The sequence below is a fragment of the Paenibacillus radicibacter genome (assembly GCF_024721995.1).
In the GTDB taxonomy this organism is placed as follows: Bacteria; Bacillota; Bacilli; order Paenibacillales; family NBRC-103111; genus Paenibacillus_AM; species Paenibacillus_AM radicibacter.
The window spans coordinates 112859-127776 of the sequence record NZ_JANQBC010000008.1; the positions used below are offsets into that span (position 1 = coordinate 112859).

The window sequence follows — 14918 nt, forward strand, 5'->3', positions numbered from 1 at the left end:
GGTTCTATTTAGGTTCTATTTAGGTCCTATAATGCCAATTACATTAAGGAATACAATCACAATCACCAACGGCACCAAGTAGCGAAGCAACATGAGCCATATAACAAACATTTTTTTGCCCCACGAAGTGGAAACTTGAAGCTCCTCCATCAATACTTCACGCTTCATACGAAGCGGAACGAAGATCGCAATGAATAAGCAGCACAATGGCAGCATGATATTACTTACTAAGTAATCCGATGCTTCAAAGAATGTCAGTCCAAAAATCTTAATGTCTGACCAAATACCAAATGATAGAGCAGCAGGAATACCCACAACGAAGATGGTTAGTCCCCAAATCCACGACCATTTCTTACGCTCCTCAGAATTACCCTTTGTCAAATTCGCCACGATAATTTCAAGCATCGAGAAAGCAGATGTCAGTGTTGCGAATAAGAACAACGCTAAGAACATAAGCAAGAACACACTTCCGAACGGAATTTTCTCAAATACAGATGGAAGAACAACGAATAATAATCCTGGTCCATCCGAAGGCTCCATTCCTAGTGAGAAGATCGCTGGAAAAATTGCTAACCCAGCAAATAAGGAAATCAATACGTTTAAACCAGCGATCGAATAAGCCGATCTTGTTAAGCTTTCTTTCTTGCTTAAATACGAACTATATGTCGCCATGACAGAAAATCCGACACTTAAAGAGAAGAAGGATTGTCCAAGTGCGAATAGGATTGATTTAGAATCGAGCTTTGCAAAGTCAGGAAGTAAGAAGAACTTCACACCCTCTATTGCGTTTTCAAGTGACAATGATCTTACGATCAAAGCAACAAAGAGAATAAATAGTCCAGGCATCAAGTACTTACTGGATTTCTCAATCCCATCCTTAACACCACGTGCTACCACGATAATCGTCAGTAATATGAATATAAAGTGTGCACCTACAGCTTCATATGGGTTAGCAATCATATTGTTGAATAGCTCGCCATAACCGCCAGCAGGCTTCATCAATTGACCCGTTATCGCTTTGTATAAGTAAAGGAGAATCCATCCTCCAACTACCGCATAGAAGGATAGCATAATTCCAGAAGATACCATACCAACATAGCCAAGTAAATACCACTTTTTCTTCGGTGCAATTTCTTTATACGCAGGAATGGCTACCTTACCTGTACTGCGACCGATAACAAATTCAGCTAATAATAGAGGTAATCCAACCAAGAGCGTAAAAACGATAAAGAGTAAGAAAAATGCGCCACCGCCGCCCATTCCCGCCATGTAAGGAAACTTCCAGATTGCACCCAATCCTATAGCAGATCCAGCTGCAGCAAGAATAAATCCTAATCTACTTGTCCATTGTTCATCTTGTTTCTCCATACCTTCACTCGCTCCGTTTATCTAAGATGTAATTTTATAAGTTTTGATTATAGCATAAGTTTGCCCAGATCACCTTCAAATAAGCAGCAGCTGATGCACACACGACTATATAAACATGATCCTATCAAAAAGAGCCTCCGTGGCATAACCGCAAGGCTCCTTCTCCGTTCTATTTAGATCCTATAATGCCAATCGCATTAAGGAATACAATAATAATCACAAACGGCACCAAGTAGCGAAGCAACATGAGCCATACGACAAACATTTTCTTACCCCACGAAGTGGTAACTTGAAGCTCCTCCAACAATACTTGACGCTTCATACGAAGCGGAACGAAGATCGCAATTAATAAGCAGCCCATTGGCATCAATATATTACTTACTAAGTAATCCGATGCATCGAAGAATGAAAGTCCAAAAATCTTAATGTCAGCCCAGATACCAAAAGATAGTGCAGCAGGAATACCCACAATGAAGATGATAAGACCCCAAACCCATGACCATTTCTTACGCTGCTCAGGATTACCCTTCGTCAAATTCGCCACGATAATTTCAAGCATCGAGAAAGCAGATGTCAGTGTTGCGAATAAGAACAACGCTAAGAACATAAGCAAGAACATACTTCCTAACGGAATTTTCTCAAATACAGATGGAAGGACAACGAATAATAATCCTGGACCTTGCGAAGGCTCCATTCCTAGTGAGAAGATCGCTGGGAAAATCGCTAACCCGGCAAATAAGGAGATCAATACGTTTAAACCAGCGATTGAATAAGCTGATCTTGTTAAGCTTTCTTTCTTGCTTAAATACGAACTATATGTCGCCATGACAGACACACCGACACTTAAAGAGAAGAAGGATTGTCCAAGTGCGAATAGGATTGCTTTCGAATCGAGCTTTGCAAAGTCAGGAAGTAAGAAGAACTTTACACCCTCTATTGCGTTCTCTAGTGTCAATGATCTTACGATTAATGCAAGGAAGAGAACAAATAGTGCAGGCATCAAGTACTTACTGGATTTCTCAATCCCATCTTGAACACCGCGTGCTACCACGATAATCGTCAGTAATATGAATATAAAGTGTGCGCCTACAGCTTCATAAGGGTTAGCAATCATAGTGTTGAATAGCTCGCCATACCCGCCAGCAGGTTGCATCAATTGACCCGTTATCGCTTTGAATAAGTAAAGGAGAATCCATCCACCGACCACTGCATAGAAGGACAGTAGAATTCCACAAGATACCATGCCTAAATATCCGAGTAAGTACCACTTTTTCTTCGGTGCAATTTCTTGATACGCAGGAATGGCTACCTTGCCTGTACTGCGACCGATAACAAATTCAGCTAATAATAGAGGTAATCCTACTAAGAGTGTAAAGGCGATGAAAAGTAAGAGAAACGCGCCACCGCCGCCCATTCCCACCATGTAAGGAAACTTCCAGATCGCACCCAATCCTATAGCAGATCCAGCTGCGGCAAGAATAAATCCTAATCTACTTGTCCATTGTTCATCTTGTGTCTTCATACCATCAATCGCTCCGTTTATCTAAGATGTAATTTTATAAGTTTTGATTATAGCATAACTTTGTTCGATTGAAAGGGAAAAAGCACTCTTAGCATGTGCCAAGAATGCTTTTTTATTTGGATTTATGAAACGAGAATTCTCTGATTAAGCCTGACTTGCGCGTATCGCTTGATCCAAATCATATATAATATCGTCAATCGCTTCCGTCCCTATGGACAGTCGGATCATACCTGGTGAAATACCAGCTGCTAGCTGCTCTTGTTCATCAAGTTGTTGATGCGTCGTACTTGCAGGATGAATAATCAGCGACTTGGAATCTCCTACATTCGCTAGATGGGAAAATAATTGTACGGCGTTAATCGCCTTACGTCCTGCTTCAATGCCGCCTTTAATACCGAAGGTCATAATCGCGCCTGCACCTTTTGGTAAATATTTTTGAGCGACGGCATACGAACTATGGCTTGGAAGTCCCGCATAATTCACCCAATCAACTGCATCATGCTGCTCGAGGAATTCTGCTACCTTCTGCGCATTGGAGCAGTGGCGTTCCATCCGCAGATGCAACGTTTCGAGTCCTTGCAAGAGCAAGAACGAGTTGAACGGAGAAATCGTCGCCCCCATATCACGCATTAACTGAACACGTGCTTTAATGACATAAGCTATCGGACCCACCGCATCTGCGAATACAACCCCGTGGTAACTCGTATCCGGCTCTGTGAGCCCCGGGAATTTATCGTTCTGCTTCCAGTCGAATGTTCCGCCGTCTACGATCACACCCCCAATGGATGTACCGTGTCCACCGATAAACTTGGTTGCTGAATGCACGACAATATCTGCCCCATGCTCAATTGGACGAAGTAAATAAGGGCTTGGAAATGTGTTATCTACAATGAGTGGAATGCCATGTTCATGTGCAATCTTCGCAACAGTTTCGATGTCGAGAACGTCGCCTTTCGGATTGCCAATCGCTTCTGCATACAGAGCTTTCGTACGATCCGTAATTGCAGCACGGAAATTTTCTGGCTCACTTGCATCGACAAAGTTTACTTTAATGCCGAGTTTCGCAAGCGTTGTTGATAATAAATTGTACGTACCGCCATACAAGGTTGATGCGGATACGACTTCATCCCCACTGCCTGCAATGTTCAGGATCGCGTATGTGATCGCGGCTTGACCAGATGCCGTTGCAAGTGCAGCTGGAGCACCTTCGAGGGCAGCGATTCTTTTTTCAAAAACATCCGTTGTCGGGTTCATTAAACGGGTATAAATGTTACCAAATTGTTTCAGCGCAAATAAATCCGCCGCATGATCTGTATCATGAAACCCATATGAAGTCGTCTGATACAGTGGAACAGCTCTTGATAATGTGGTTGGATCGATCTCTTGTCCTGCGTGAACTGCTAACGTATCAAAGGATAAAGTCCGAGCTTTAGACATTGCAAGTTCCTCCCCATTTCCGTGATTAACCTGATTCTCTCATAAATAATGGAAAATTTAAACCCTTATTTGAATGCCATTGCAGCATGAACTGCTTTTTGCCAACCTGAATAAAAGCCCGCCCTTGTCTCGTCATCCATATTCGGTTCAAATGCACAATCGATCTTCATCTGGGACTTGATGTCGTCTTGATCCTTCCAATAACCAACCGCAAGCCCTGCCAAGTACGCTGCTCCAAGTGCTGTCGTTTCACTAATTATGGGGCGCTCTACCGTGACACCAAGAAGATCGCTTTGGAATTGCATCAGGAATCGATTCGCTGTTGCTCCGCCATCTACTCGTAGTGAAGATAACTTAATCCCAGAATCCGCCTCCATCGCAGTCAGGACATCCTTCGTCTGGTAAGCGAGTGATTCGAGCGTGGCACGAATAAAGTGCTCCTTCGTCGTACCGCGCGTAATACCGAATACAGCCCCTTTGACATCACTATCCCAATAAGGAGTACCCAATCCTACGAATGCAGGTACGACATACACACCTTCAGTTGAAGTAACACGCTTCGCATATAGCTCGCTGTCCTTGGACTCTCTGATCATACGTAGTCCATCTCTCAGCCATTGAACCGCTGAACCCGCTACGAATATACTGCCTTCCAGCGCATACTCCACTTTGCCATTAATCCCCCATGCAATCGTAGTGAGTAGTCCGTGCTTCGATACAACCGCACTTTCTCCCGTGTTCATTAGCATAAAACAGCCTGTTCCATATGTATTCTTCGCCATCCCTTGTGCAAAGCAAGCTTGCCCGAAGAGTGCCGCCTGTTGATCCCCTGCAATTCCTGCAATTGGAACTTGTTCCCCGAAGAATTGTCCTGGAGCTGTCATTCCTACTACCTGAGAAGAATCACATACTTGCGGCAACATCGACTTCGGGATCGTCAATATCTCGAGTAATTCTTCATCCCACTCAAGCTTATGTATGTTATACATTAACGTCCGCGACGCATTCGAATAATCTGTGACATGTACGTTGTTACCGGTCAGCTTCCAGATGAGCCACGTATCGACCGTCCCGAACAACAGATCGCCGCGTTCTGCTTTTGCTCTAGCCCCATCCACATGATCTAAGATCCACTTCACCTTTGTCCCTGAAAAATAAGCATCGAGCAGCAGCCCTGTCTTTTCTCGAAACAGTTGTTCATGCCCCTGCTCTTTTAATTGTTCGCAAATACTGCTAGTCTGTCTGGATTGCCACACAATCGCAGGATAAATGGGTTCACCTGTATGTTTATCCCATACAATCGTCGTCTCCCGTTGATTCGTAATCCCAATTCCTGCAATCTGATTCGGTCGCACACCTGATTCGATTATACAACTGGAGATGCTCGAAGCTATGGATCCCCATATTTCTTGTGGTTGATGTTCAACATATCCTGGTTTTGGAAAATATTGCGGAAATTCTTTTTGCGAGGTATGAACGATTTCACCTGCTCGATTAAACAAGATCGCTCTAGAGCTTGTCGTTCCCTGATCCAGAGATAAAATGTAAGTTTCCATAACCAATCTCCTTCTATATTGATTTACGATAGTTTAGTATATATACTGAATAATCAAAAAGTGTAGACATACAATCAAACACAACCTTATCTTTATCTAAAATAACGCCTAGTAAGGGAGCGGATCAAGATGTTTATTTATGCGCATCGCGGATCATCAGGCTATGCACCAGAGAATACAATGGCTGCTTTCCAGATGGCAGTTGATATGAATTGTCCAGGAATCGAGCTAGACGTACAACTCACCAAGGATGGACACGTTGTCATCTGTCATGATGAAGATGTATCACGTACCACGAACGGTCAGGGTTTCATTAAAGACTTCACACTCGAAGAGTTAAGAGCACTTGATGCAGGAAGCTGGATGGACCCTAAATTCCATCAAGAGAAGATCCCAACCTTAGTAGAATTACTCGATCTTGTGAAAAACACAGAGATGATCATGAACTTTGAAATTAAGAATCTCCCATTCTATTATGTTGGGATTGAACAGAAGCTAGCTGATGCGATTAAGGAAGCAGGGATGGAAGATCAGGCAATTATCTCTTCCTTTGATCATTATGCACTGCAGACGATCCATAAGATTTGTCCAGAACTTAAGCTGGGATTACTTTTCTCCACCCGAATTATCGATCCATGGATTTATGCCCAGCAATTGCCCTATCCCGTATATAGCTTGAATCCAGATTGGTCATTCGTTGATTCCCATTATGTACAGCAGAGTCATCTGCATGGTTATCAAGTGCTTGCCTATACCGTGAATGAACGCCCAACTTATGAAGCGCTTCGCGACATAGGAGTCCATGGTATATTTTCCAATTATCCAGATCAATTCATGTAATATCAACTGGGGGAATCATCTTATGCAATATGAATACATCATTAAATTAATATGTGCACTACTTCTTGGTCTCTTAATTGGTATTGATCGCCAACTGAAACATAAGCCCCTTGGCATGAAAACAAGTATGGTTATCTCGGTTGCAAGTTGTCTCATCACCATTGTTTCAATTGAAGCTGTTAACATTTACTCGGTTGCAGGACATACGAATATGGACCCGATGCGTCTAGCTGCGCAAGTCGTAAGCGGTGTCGGCTTCATTGGAGCAGGAGCAATTCTCAGACGCAGTAACGATGTAATCTCTGGACTCACAACAGCCGCGATGGTATGGGCAGCATCTGGACTTGGTATTGCCGCAGGAGCAGGATTCTACAAGGAAGCTTTTACAGCCGTTATCTTAATTATTCTAGCTATCAATCTATTCCCACTTGGCATTAAATTATGGGGTCCACAGAAATTAAGCGATCGCGATCTATCTGTGCTCATTATTGTTAAAGAGAATGCTGAGATGGCGAGAATGATTGATGAAATTGAACGTGATCATATGCGGGTGAAGCATATTAAACTGAAGGATTTATCCGAAGAACGCCAACAAATACAGATGGTATTATCCGCCCCTCGTAAAGTACGCACAACCTCCATCTATTACATGATTAAGAAACTTGAGAATGTGATTGCCGTTGAAGTTGAGACGATATCAGCCTAATCAGAATGCATACATCCCGCTCCATGAATCTGATGGATTGGGATGTTTTTTTATTCGGATAAACGTTACTCGGCCACTTCTCGCGCCATGCGAAACGCCTCTTCGGCCTCACTTTTGTAAAGGGCAGTTTGATTATTATCCCATTTCAACACTTCCGCCATATAACGAATGACCGGTTGTATCCACTTTCGCGCTTCATTATGATTAAAGTTAATTGCTGATGAGCGTCTGCTTAGAAAATCAAGCGGATGCGTCACCATCTCATGATCCATTCCATATCGCAGAGCGGCTAAGATCCCACTGTCGATGCCAAGTAAATAGGCTTTATATGCCATCGGCTTGATGTGGGCAAATACTTGTTCCACGTTGCTTCCATATCTTTGCACAAGCTCAGCAGAGCGAGCAGGCGATAGTCCATATTCCATTCCAATCTGAATCCATTTGTCCATAAAAGATTGAAAGTCCTCTTCAAATGTACCACCTGATAAACGAATCTGGTCGGTTGTGCAAGATGGATAGGTACGCCCATGGACTATGGATAACCTGCTCGTTACTAAGTCCACGATTCGCTCCGCCATTTTTCTATAACCGGTCAATTTCCCGCCTGCAATTGTAATTAAACCCGAAGGGGACTCGATCAGTTCATCTTTACGGGATAGTTCCGATGGCGCTTTACCCTCTTCATGAATTAAGGGTCTGATCCCCGCCCAACTGGATTCGACATCTTGAGCTGTTAGCAGCAAGCTCGGGAACCGCGCATTCGTACTTGCCAGCAAGTACTCACGATCCGCTGCTGTCATGAATGGGCTTGCTATATTTCCCGTGTAATTCGTATCGGTTGTACCAACGTAAGTCTTCCCATCTCGTGGAATTGCGAACAGCATCCGTTTATCTTCCGTGTCAAAATAAATCGCCTGTTCCAGTGGAAAGCGGCTATGATCAATTACCAAGTGTACGCCTTTCGTTAAGTGCAGCTGCTTCCCTCGCTTCGAATGATCGATTTCACGAAGTGTATCGACCCATGGTCCCGCGGCATTGACGATTTGCGAAGCACGAACTGTTACCTCTTGTGAAGTTTGATGATCCTGGGCGCGAACACCGATTATTTTTCCATCTGAATAAATAAAGTCTTGCACTTCTATATAATTCATGGCAATCGCACCGCGATTCACCGCTTCTTTCATAATCTCAATTGTAAGCCTAGCATCATCCGTACGATATTCAACGTAATAACCGCCACCGATCAGATCATCGCTGCGCAGTAGGGGTGCTTTCGCAAGCGTCTCCTTCTTCGAGAGCATGCGTCTACGCTCGTGCTTTTTCACACCTGCAAGAAAGTCATAGAGCAAGATTCCAATGGAAGAAGTGAGCCTGCCGTATGTACCACCTTTAATGATCGGCATAAGCATCCATTCTGGGGTCACCACATGCTGCGCATTCGCATGCACAATTGCTCGCTCTCGCCCTACTTCACGAACAAGTTTAATCTCGCCTTGCTTCAAATAACGAAGACCGCCGTGGACAAGCTTCGTTGAACGACTGCTCGTTCCGGCTGCAAAGTCTTGCATATCAAGCAACGCAACCTTTAAACCACGTACAACCCCATCGAGTGCAATCCCAGCCCCAGTCACACCACCGCCAATCACAATCAAGTCATATGTATCTTGTTGTAATTGCTCCACGATTTGTTTACGATACAAGCTTGAGAATGAATGACCCATAACCCGCCCCTTTTCAAGAATGCAAAAAAGCCGCAAGCTATCCCATTGAAATCTATTCAATAGTACGCTGCGGCCCTCCACATCTCCGACCTTAAATATGAACGTCATTATTATATGACATTTTTTACCAAATATCAAACTACAAATAATTCATAATAATGCCTGCTGTTTCTTCAATCGCTTTATTGGACACATCAATAATTGGGCAATGAAGCTGCTTCATTAATGAGTGTGCATGATCCATCTCTTCCAAGATCCGATCATAAGAAGAATACTGTGAACCAAATGGAAGACCTAATGTTTTGAGACGTTCCGTACGAATTTTAAGCAAGTATTCCGGGTCCATCGTAAGCCCGATGATTTTAGCCCGATCGACTTGATACAATTCAGCTGGAATTTTCACTTCTGGTACAAGTGGGAAATTCGCCACTTTGTACCCTTTATGTGCTAAGAAAATACTAAGTGGAGTCTTGGATGTACGTGAAATTCCGATTAGAACGATGTCTGCCTTTAGCATCGATGCCGTGTCACGGCCATCATCACATTTTACAGTAAATTCAATGGCTTCGACTCGTTTGAAATAATCTTCATCTAGTTGGTGCAGTAGTCCAGGCTTGCTGCTAGGTGCACCATTGAACGTATCGATGTACGCCTGCATCATTGGGCCCATAATGTCTACTGCTCGAACACCTAGTCGAATCGCTTCTTGTTTAAGCATTTCACGAAGCTCAGGCTGGACAAGTGTATAGGCAATAAATCCGCCTTCACTTGCCACTTGTTCCACGATAGTAGTCACTTCTTCATCTGTACGAATATGACCGACCCGCCTGATGCGAGCAACATTGCCATTGAACTGACGAAGTGTCGCTTTGACAACACCTTCGCCGGTTTCTCCTGTAGAATCCGAGCAGATTGTAATCATTTGTTGGTCCTTCGCCATGAGATCCCCCTACCCCAATACGAATTCAAGTAATATTCTGGTCATGGTCGTCTTGGTAATACGCCCGATCACTTCCAACTTTTCTTTGCCGCCTGTTGATACGTGTTTCGTGACGACAGGCAAGCTATCAATCTCATAATGAATAATTTTGCGGGCAGCTTCTACCAAGTCTTCTTCCGGCGATACGGTAATCAAATTAGATCGTGTCATCGCAAGACTAATCGGCATCGTTGCAGCCCCTGGGTTCCCGAGTGTTACCTTCAGCAAATCTTTACGCGATACGACGCCAAGCAGCATCCCTTCGCTATCCGTTACGAACAGACTGCCGACATTTTCTAGAAAAAGGGCCACAACTGCATCATTAACGGTTGTTGTTTCTTTGACGACCACAGGTAGTGATTGCAGATCCTTCACTTTAAGCTGAGAAAGATGGCTGCGCCCTTCATGCTTCACATCCTCCATCGCCACAGGGAAATAACCGACTTTGGGCTTCGCATCGATATATCCAAGCATCACTAAAAGGGATAGATCTGATCGGATTGTAGGTCTGCTGACACCAAGCTGTTCCGCAATTTGTTCCCCAGTAATGGGAACCTGCTCACGTACCAGCTTGACAATGCTAATCTGACGTGCGGTTAGTTGGATAACAATCCCTCCTACTTCAAACTCGATGCATGTTACAAAGGTCAAACGGAGAAGAAATGAAGCACTGTAAGAGCGCTAGCGTTCGACTTTTGAAAAAGTGAAAATTCCTTATAATCAATTCAAATTTCACGATTTCAAGGAGTCACAGGCTTTCTGAAAGAAAGCTACCTCGTAAGCATATGCTTGTGCTTTATTTCTTCGGAGTGTTCGATCCTTTGGAACATGCTGTTCTACCTACTATATATAAAATTAGGACAAGTTACAATTTGAATGTCTGCGATCAGCGGCTAATTTCGCCTGTGCTGCTGCAATACGTGCTAGAGGGACACGATACGGTGAGCAGCTTACATAATCTAGACCAATTTCTTGACAGTACATAATGGATTCGGGGTCTCCACCATGTTCGCCGCATACTCCTGCTTGCAAGGTTGGTTTAAGCTTCTTCCCCTTCTGTGTCGCAAGGTCTACCAACTGACCAACGCCATCTCGATCTAACACTTGGAACGGATTATTAGGGAGCACCTTCTGGTCTACATAGTAAGTAAGGAACTTACCTTCAGCATCATCACGACTGTAGCCGAATGTCATTTGTGTTAAGTCATTTGTTCCATAAGAGAAGAAATCTGCATAGGGCACAAGCTTCTCAGCTGTAAGTGCTGCGCGTGGCACTTCAATCATCGTACCGATTTCATAATCACATTCAACACCTGCTGCTGTGAAAATTTCAAGTGCCATACTTGTGATTCGCTCATGGAAGAACTTAAGTTCCGTGTAGTGACCTACAAGTGGAATCATAATATGTGGAATCACTTCTACACCTTTATGAATGCTAATAACAGCTGCTTGGAATAGCGCTCTAATTTGCATATCATAAATTTCTGGATATAGGATACCTAGACGACAGCCACGCTGACCTAACATTGGATTCACTTCATGTAGAGAGCGAACTTTCTTGATCAATGTACGCAATTTATTTGCATCATTCGATTGCTCTCTACCATTTTTCAAAAAATCAGCCATCTGCTCATTCAATTCATCTAGGTTCGGTAAAAACTCATGAAGTGGTGGATCAAGCAAGCGAACTGTTACAGGGTAGCCGTCCATTGCTTTGAACAATCCTTCGAAATCACTTTGCTGCATCGGCAGCAAACGATCTAGTGCCTCTAGACGATCCCTGAGATTCTCAGCCAAGATCATAGCCTGCACAACTGGCAGTCGATCATGGCCGAAGAACATATGCTCTGTACGACATAAGCCAATCCCTTCTGCACCGAATTCACGTGCTTTACGCGCATCCTCTGGATGATCCGCATTCGTATAAATTTTCATCGAACGAATCTCATCTGCCCATGACAAGACAGTAAGCAATTCATCGGATAAGTTCACATCCGTTAACTCCACTTTGCCATCAATTACGCGACCTGTAGCACCGTCAATAGAGATCCAATCCCCTTCTTGGTACGTACGTCCGTTAATCGATAACTGCTTCAATTCATCATCCACTTCAGCTGCTTCACAGCCACATACGCAAGGTTTGCCCATACCACGAGCTACAACGGCAGCATGGCTCGTCATGCCACCATGACTAGTTAGAATACCTTGTGCCACGATCACACCATGAATATCTTCAGGTGTCGTTTCACTGCGAACGAGGATTACTTTCCCTTGCTTCTTACTCCAAGATTCTGCTGTATCCGCATCGAACACAATCTGACCACTTGCTGCACCTGGGGATGCTGGAAGTCCTGTTGCTAATACATTAAGTGTAATTGAAGGATCAATGGATGGGTGTAGCAATTGATTCAGATGCGCTGTATCCAAGCGTTCAATCGCTTCGGCTTTCGTAATCATATCCTCATTTACAAAATCAACTGCTGTCTTCACAGCCGCCTGTGCAGTACGCTTCGCATTGCGTGTTTGCAACATATATAAACGATTCTTCTCAATCGTGAATTCAATATCTTGCACATCACGATAGTGGGCTTCAAGCTGAGCAGCTGTTTCACTTAGAAGCTTGTAAATCTCAGGCATTTCTACTTCCATCTCAGAGATCGCTTTCGGTGTACGTACACCAGCAACCACATCTTCCCCTTGTGCATTCGTTAAATACTCACCGAACAACTTACGTTCACCTGTGGATGGGTTACGTGTGAACAGCACACCTGTACCACAGTCATCCCCTAAATTACCGAACACCATCGATTGAATGTTTACGGCTGTACCTTGCTCATCAGGAATCGCATGTAATCTTCTATAAATAATCGCACGGTGGTTGTTCCAACTGCGAAATACGGCTTCTACTGCAAGAAGCAATTGCTCTTGTACATCCTGTGGGAACGGTTTACCTGCATTTGTTTTCACAACATTTTTGTATGACACAATTAGTTCTGCAAGGTCTTGAGCCGTTAATTGTTGATCGGTCTCCACCTTACGACTCTGCTTCATTGTGCGTAATATTTTTTCAAAATAAACACCCTCAACCCCAAACACAACATTACTAAACATCTGAATGAATCGACGGTAACAATCAAGCGCAAAGCGCTCGTTACCACTTAACTCTGCTAAACCTTTAACAGTCTCGTCATTAAGACCTAAATTCAAGATCGTATCCATCATACCAGGCATGGAATTAACCGAACCCGAGCGAACGGAAATTAGGAGTGGAGCTGTCGGATCGCCGAAGCGTTGATCTTTCTTTTGTTCCAGTTCAGTCATCGACTGTTTCATTTCGTCGAGCAAACCTTCTGGCAATTGATGTCCTTGATAATACGCCCGACAAGCTTCCGTCGTTATCGTGAAACCAGGAGGCACAGCCAATCCAGCACGAGTCATCTCCGCTAAATTCGCACCTTTACCCCCAAGTAATTGCTTCAAATCCTTATTTCCCTCTTCAAAATGCATTATCCAGCGGTAAGTTAATTGAGTTGGTTCAGTTTGGATCATAGGGCGCATATCATGACAGCTCCTTCAATTCATTTTTATTTTTAATAATGAGTCACATTTATGTTGATTGATTATATTTTATATCATATTATTAATTATGACACAATATTTATTTGAATTTATCATATGTGACATACTAATAGGAGGGAACAGACAAATGAGGAGAGAACTTTCTTTAGAAGTTGTTCGCGTAACTGAGCTGGCTGCATTGGCATCTGCAAGATGGATGGGAAAAGGAATGAAGAATGAAGCAGACGGTGCTGCAACATCAGCGATGCGTAAAATGTTCGATTCCGTACCGATTCACGGGACAGTCGTAATTGGCGAAGGAGAAATGGATGAAGCTCCAATGCTCTATATAGGTGAAAAAGTTGGGAATGGGCAAGGTTGTGAAGTGGATGTGGCTGTTGATCCCGTTGAAGGCACCGAACTTGTGGCAAATGGCCTCAATCATGCACTTGCGGTCGTTGCAATTGCGGATAAAGGACAACTTCTGCATGCCCCAGATATGTATATGGAAAAACTGGCTTGTGGACCGATGCTCAAAGGAAAGCTGAGTCTAGATGACCCGCTTCCAGAGACGATTCGTAAAGCTTCGCTTTATTTGAACAAAAATATCGAAGATATTACGGTGTCGATCTTGGAACGCGAACGCCATGCCGAACAGATTCGTACGCTTCGCGAGTTAGGAGTACGCATTAAATTGCTGAGTGCTGGTGATGTAGCAGGCGCGATCGCAACGGCGTTCCAAGAATCAGGAGTTGATCTGTATGTCGGTTCTGGTGGTGCACCTGAAGGTGTCTTAGCCGCTGCTGCGCTCTACTGCTTGGAAGGGGAACTGCAAGGACGTCTCATGCCGCTTGATGAAGAAGACCACAAGCGCTGCAAAGAGATGGGAATTGTTGATACGAACAAAATTTTGTATATGAAGGATATGGTTGGTGAGGAAGATGTGATCTTCGCTGCAACTGGGATTACACCGGGTGATTTCGTAAGTGGTGTGCGCTTCTTACCGAATCAACGTGCGGAAACGGAGTCGATTGTGATGCGTGCTGCGACGAAGACGATTCGGTATATTAAGTCGTCGCATTATATGCCGGGGAAGTTTGACATAATGTAAGTGGGGGCGCGTGGTGAAAAAGTCGGCTCACTTCGAAAAAAGTAGCACTTCCGGTCGCTGTCTCAATCGTGAATTTTGAATTGGATTTATGGTATTTTCACGATTTCAAAGGCGAACGCT

11 protein-coding genes are annotated in these 14918 nt (G+C 43.8%); 3 read left to right on the top strand and 8 right to left on the bottom strand.

Features of this window, described 5'->3' with window-relative positions:
* Positions 1–15: 15 nt before the first annotated feature.
* The 4 genes from NV379_RS15445 to glpK all read right to left on the bottom strand — a co-directional run bounded on the left by NV379_RS15445 (position 16) and on the right by glpK (position 5883).
* A complete protein-coding gene (locus NV379_RS15445; RefSeq protein WP_258208222.1) occupies positions 16–1368 on the bottom strand; it encodes a sodium-dependent transporter in 1353 nt (450 codons plus the stop codon).
* A 169-nt stretch (positions 1369–1537) separates the two neighbouring features.
* Positions 1538–2890, bottom strand: a complete 1353-nt coding sequence (locus NV379_RS15450; protein ID WP_258208223.1) for a sodium-dependent transporter — start codon at positions 2888–2890, stop codon at positions 1538–1540.
* Between the two features lie 144 nt (positions 2891–3034).
* On the bottom strand, positions 3035–4327 hold the full coding sequence (locus NV379_RS15455) for a homocysteine synthase (RefSeq protein ID WP_258208224.1): 1293 nt from the start codon (positions 4325–4327) through the stop codon (positions 3035–3037).
* Positions 4328–4392: 65 nt separating this feature from the next.
* A complete protein-coding gene (gene glpK / locus NV379_RS15460; protein ID WP_258208225.1) occupies positions 4393–5883 on the bottom strand; it encodes a glycerol kinase GlpK in 1491 nt (496 codons plus the stop codon).
* A gap of 129 nt (positions 5884–6012) precedes the next feature.
* On the opposite strand from glpK, the gene NV379_RS15465 reads away from it, so the two are divergent.
* Entirely contained in the window at positions 6013–6723 is a 711-nt protein-coding gene (locus NV379_RS15465; protein ID WP_258208226.1) for a glycerophosphodiester phosphodiesterase, read from the top strand.
* Positions 6724–6745: 22 nt separating this feature from the next.
* Positions 6746–7429, top strand: a complete 684-nt coding sequence (locus tag NV379_RS15470; RefSeq protein WP_258208227.1) for an MgtC/SapB family protein — start codon at positions 6746–6748, stop codon at positions 7427–7429.
* Between the two features lie 65 nt (positions 7430–7494).
* Here the strand turns inward: NV379_RS15470 and NV379_RS15475 are convergent, their stop codons facing one another.
* From NV379_RS15475 to ppdK, 4 genes are all read right to left on the bottom strand, one after another.
* Positions 7495–9150, bottom strand: coding sequence for a glycerol-3-phosphate dehydrogenase/oxidase (locus tag NV379_RS15475; RefSeq protein WP_258208228.1), 1656 nt, complete (start codon positions 9148–9150; stop codon positions 7495–7497).
* Between the two features lie 139 nt (positions 9151–9289).
* On the bottom strand, positions 9290–10090 hold the full coding sequence (locus tag NV379_RS15480; RefSeq protein ID WP_258208229.1) for a pyruvate, water dikinase regulatory protein: 801 nt from the start codon (positions 10088–10090) through the stop codon (positions 9290–9292).
* Between the two features lie 9 nt (positions 10091–10099).
* On the bottom strand, positions 10100–10714 hold the full coding sequence (locus tag NV379_RS15485; protein WP_258208387.1) for a helix-turn-helix transcriptional regulator: 615 nt from the start codon (positions 10712–10714) through the stop codon (positions 10100–10102).
* A gap of 270 nt (positions 10715–10984) precedes the next feature.
* A complete protein-coding gene (gene ppdK, locus NV379_RS15490; protein WP_373426120.1) occupies positions 10985–13687 on the bottom strand; it encodes a pyruvate, phosphate dikinase in 2703 nt (900 codons plus the stop codon).
* A gap of 148 nt (positions 13688–13835) precedes the next feature.
* On the opposite strand from ppdK, the gene glpX reads away from it, so the two are divergent.
* Positions 13836–14798 carry a class II fructose-bisphosphatase gene (glpX, locus tag NV379_RS15495; RefSeq protein WP_258208230.1) on the top strand — a complete coding sequence of 321 codons (963 nt, stop codon included), beginning with the start codon at positions 13836–13838 and terminating at the stop codon, positions 14796–14798.
* Positions 14799–14918 lie beyond the last annotated feature (120 nt).

Bases quoted from the DNA above. Each gene is read 5' to 3' on its own strand.
- NV379_RS15445 (WP_258208222.1), bottom strand. From the start codon at position 1,368: ATGGAGAAACAAGATGAACAATGGACAAGTAGATTAGGATTTATTCTT.
- NV379_RS15450 (WP_258208223.1), bottom strand. From the start codon at position 2,890: ATGAAGACACAAGATGAACAATGGACAAGTAGATTAGGATTTATTCTT.
- NV379_RS15455 (WP_258208224.1), bottom strand. From the start codon at position 4,327: ATGTCTAAAGCTCGGACTTTATCCTTTGATACGTTAGCAGTTCACGCA.
- glpK (WP_258208225.1), bottom strand. From the start codon at position 5,883: ATGGAAACTTACATTTTATCTCTGGATCAGGGAACGACAAGCTCTAGA.
- NV379_RS15465 (WP_258208226.1), top strand. From the start codon at position 6,013: ATGTTTATTTATGCGCATCGCGGATCATCAGGCTATGCACCAGAGAAT.
- NV379_RS15470 (WP_258208227.1), top strand. From the start codon at position 6,746: ATGCAATATGAATACATCATTAAATTAATATGTGCACTACTTCTTGGT.
- NV379_RS15475 (WP_258208228.1), bottom strand. From the start codon at position 9,150: ATGGGTCATTCATTCTCAAGCTTGTATCGTAAACAAATCGTGGAGCAA.
- NV379_RS15480 (WP_258208229.1), bottom strand. From the start codon at position 10,090: ATGGCGAAGGACCAACAAATGATTACAATCTGCTCGGATTCTACAGGA.
- ppdK (WP_373426120.1), bottom strand. From the start codon at position 13,687: ATGCGCCCTATGATCCAAACTGAACCAACTCAATTAACTTACCGCTGG.
- glpX (WP_258208230.1), top strand. From the start codon at position 13,836: ATGAGGAGAGAACTTTCTTTAGAAGTTGTTCGCGTAACTGAGCTGGCT.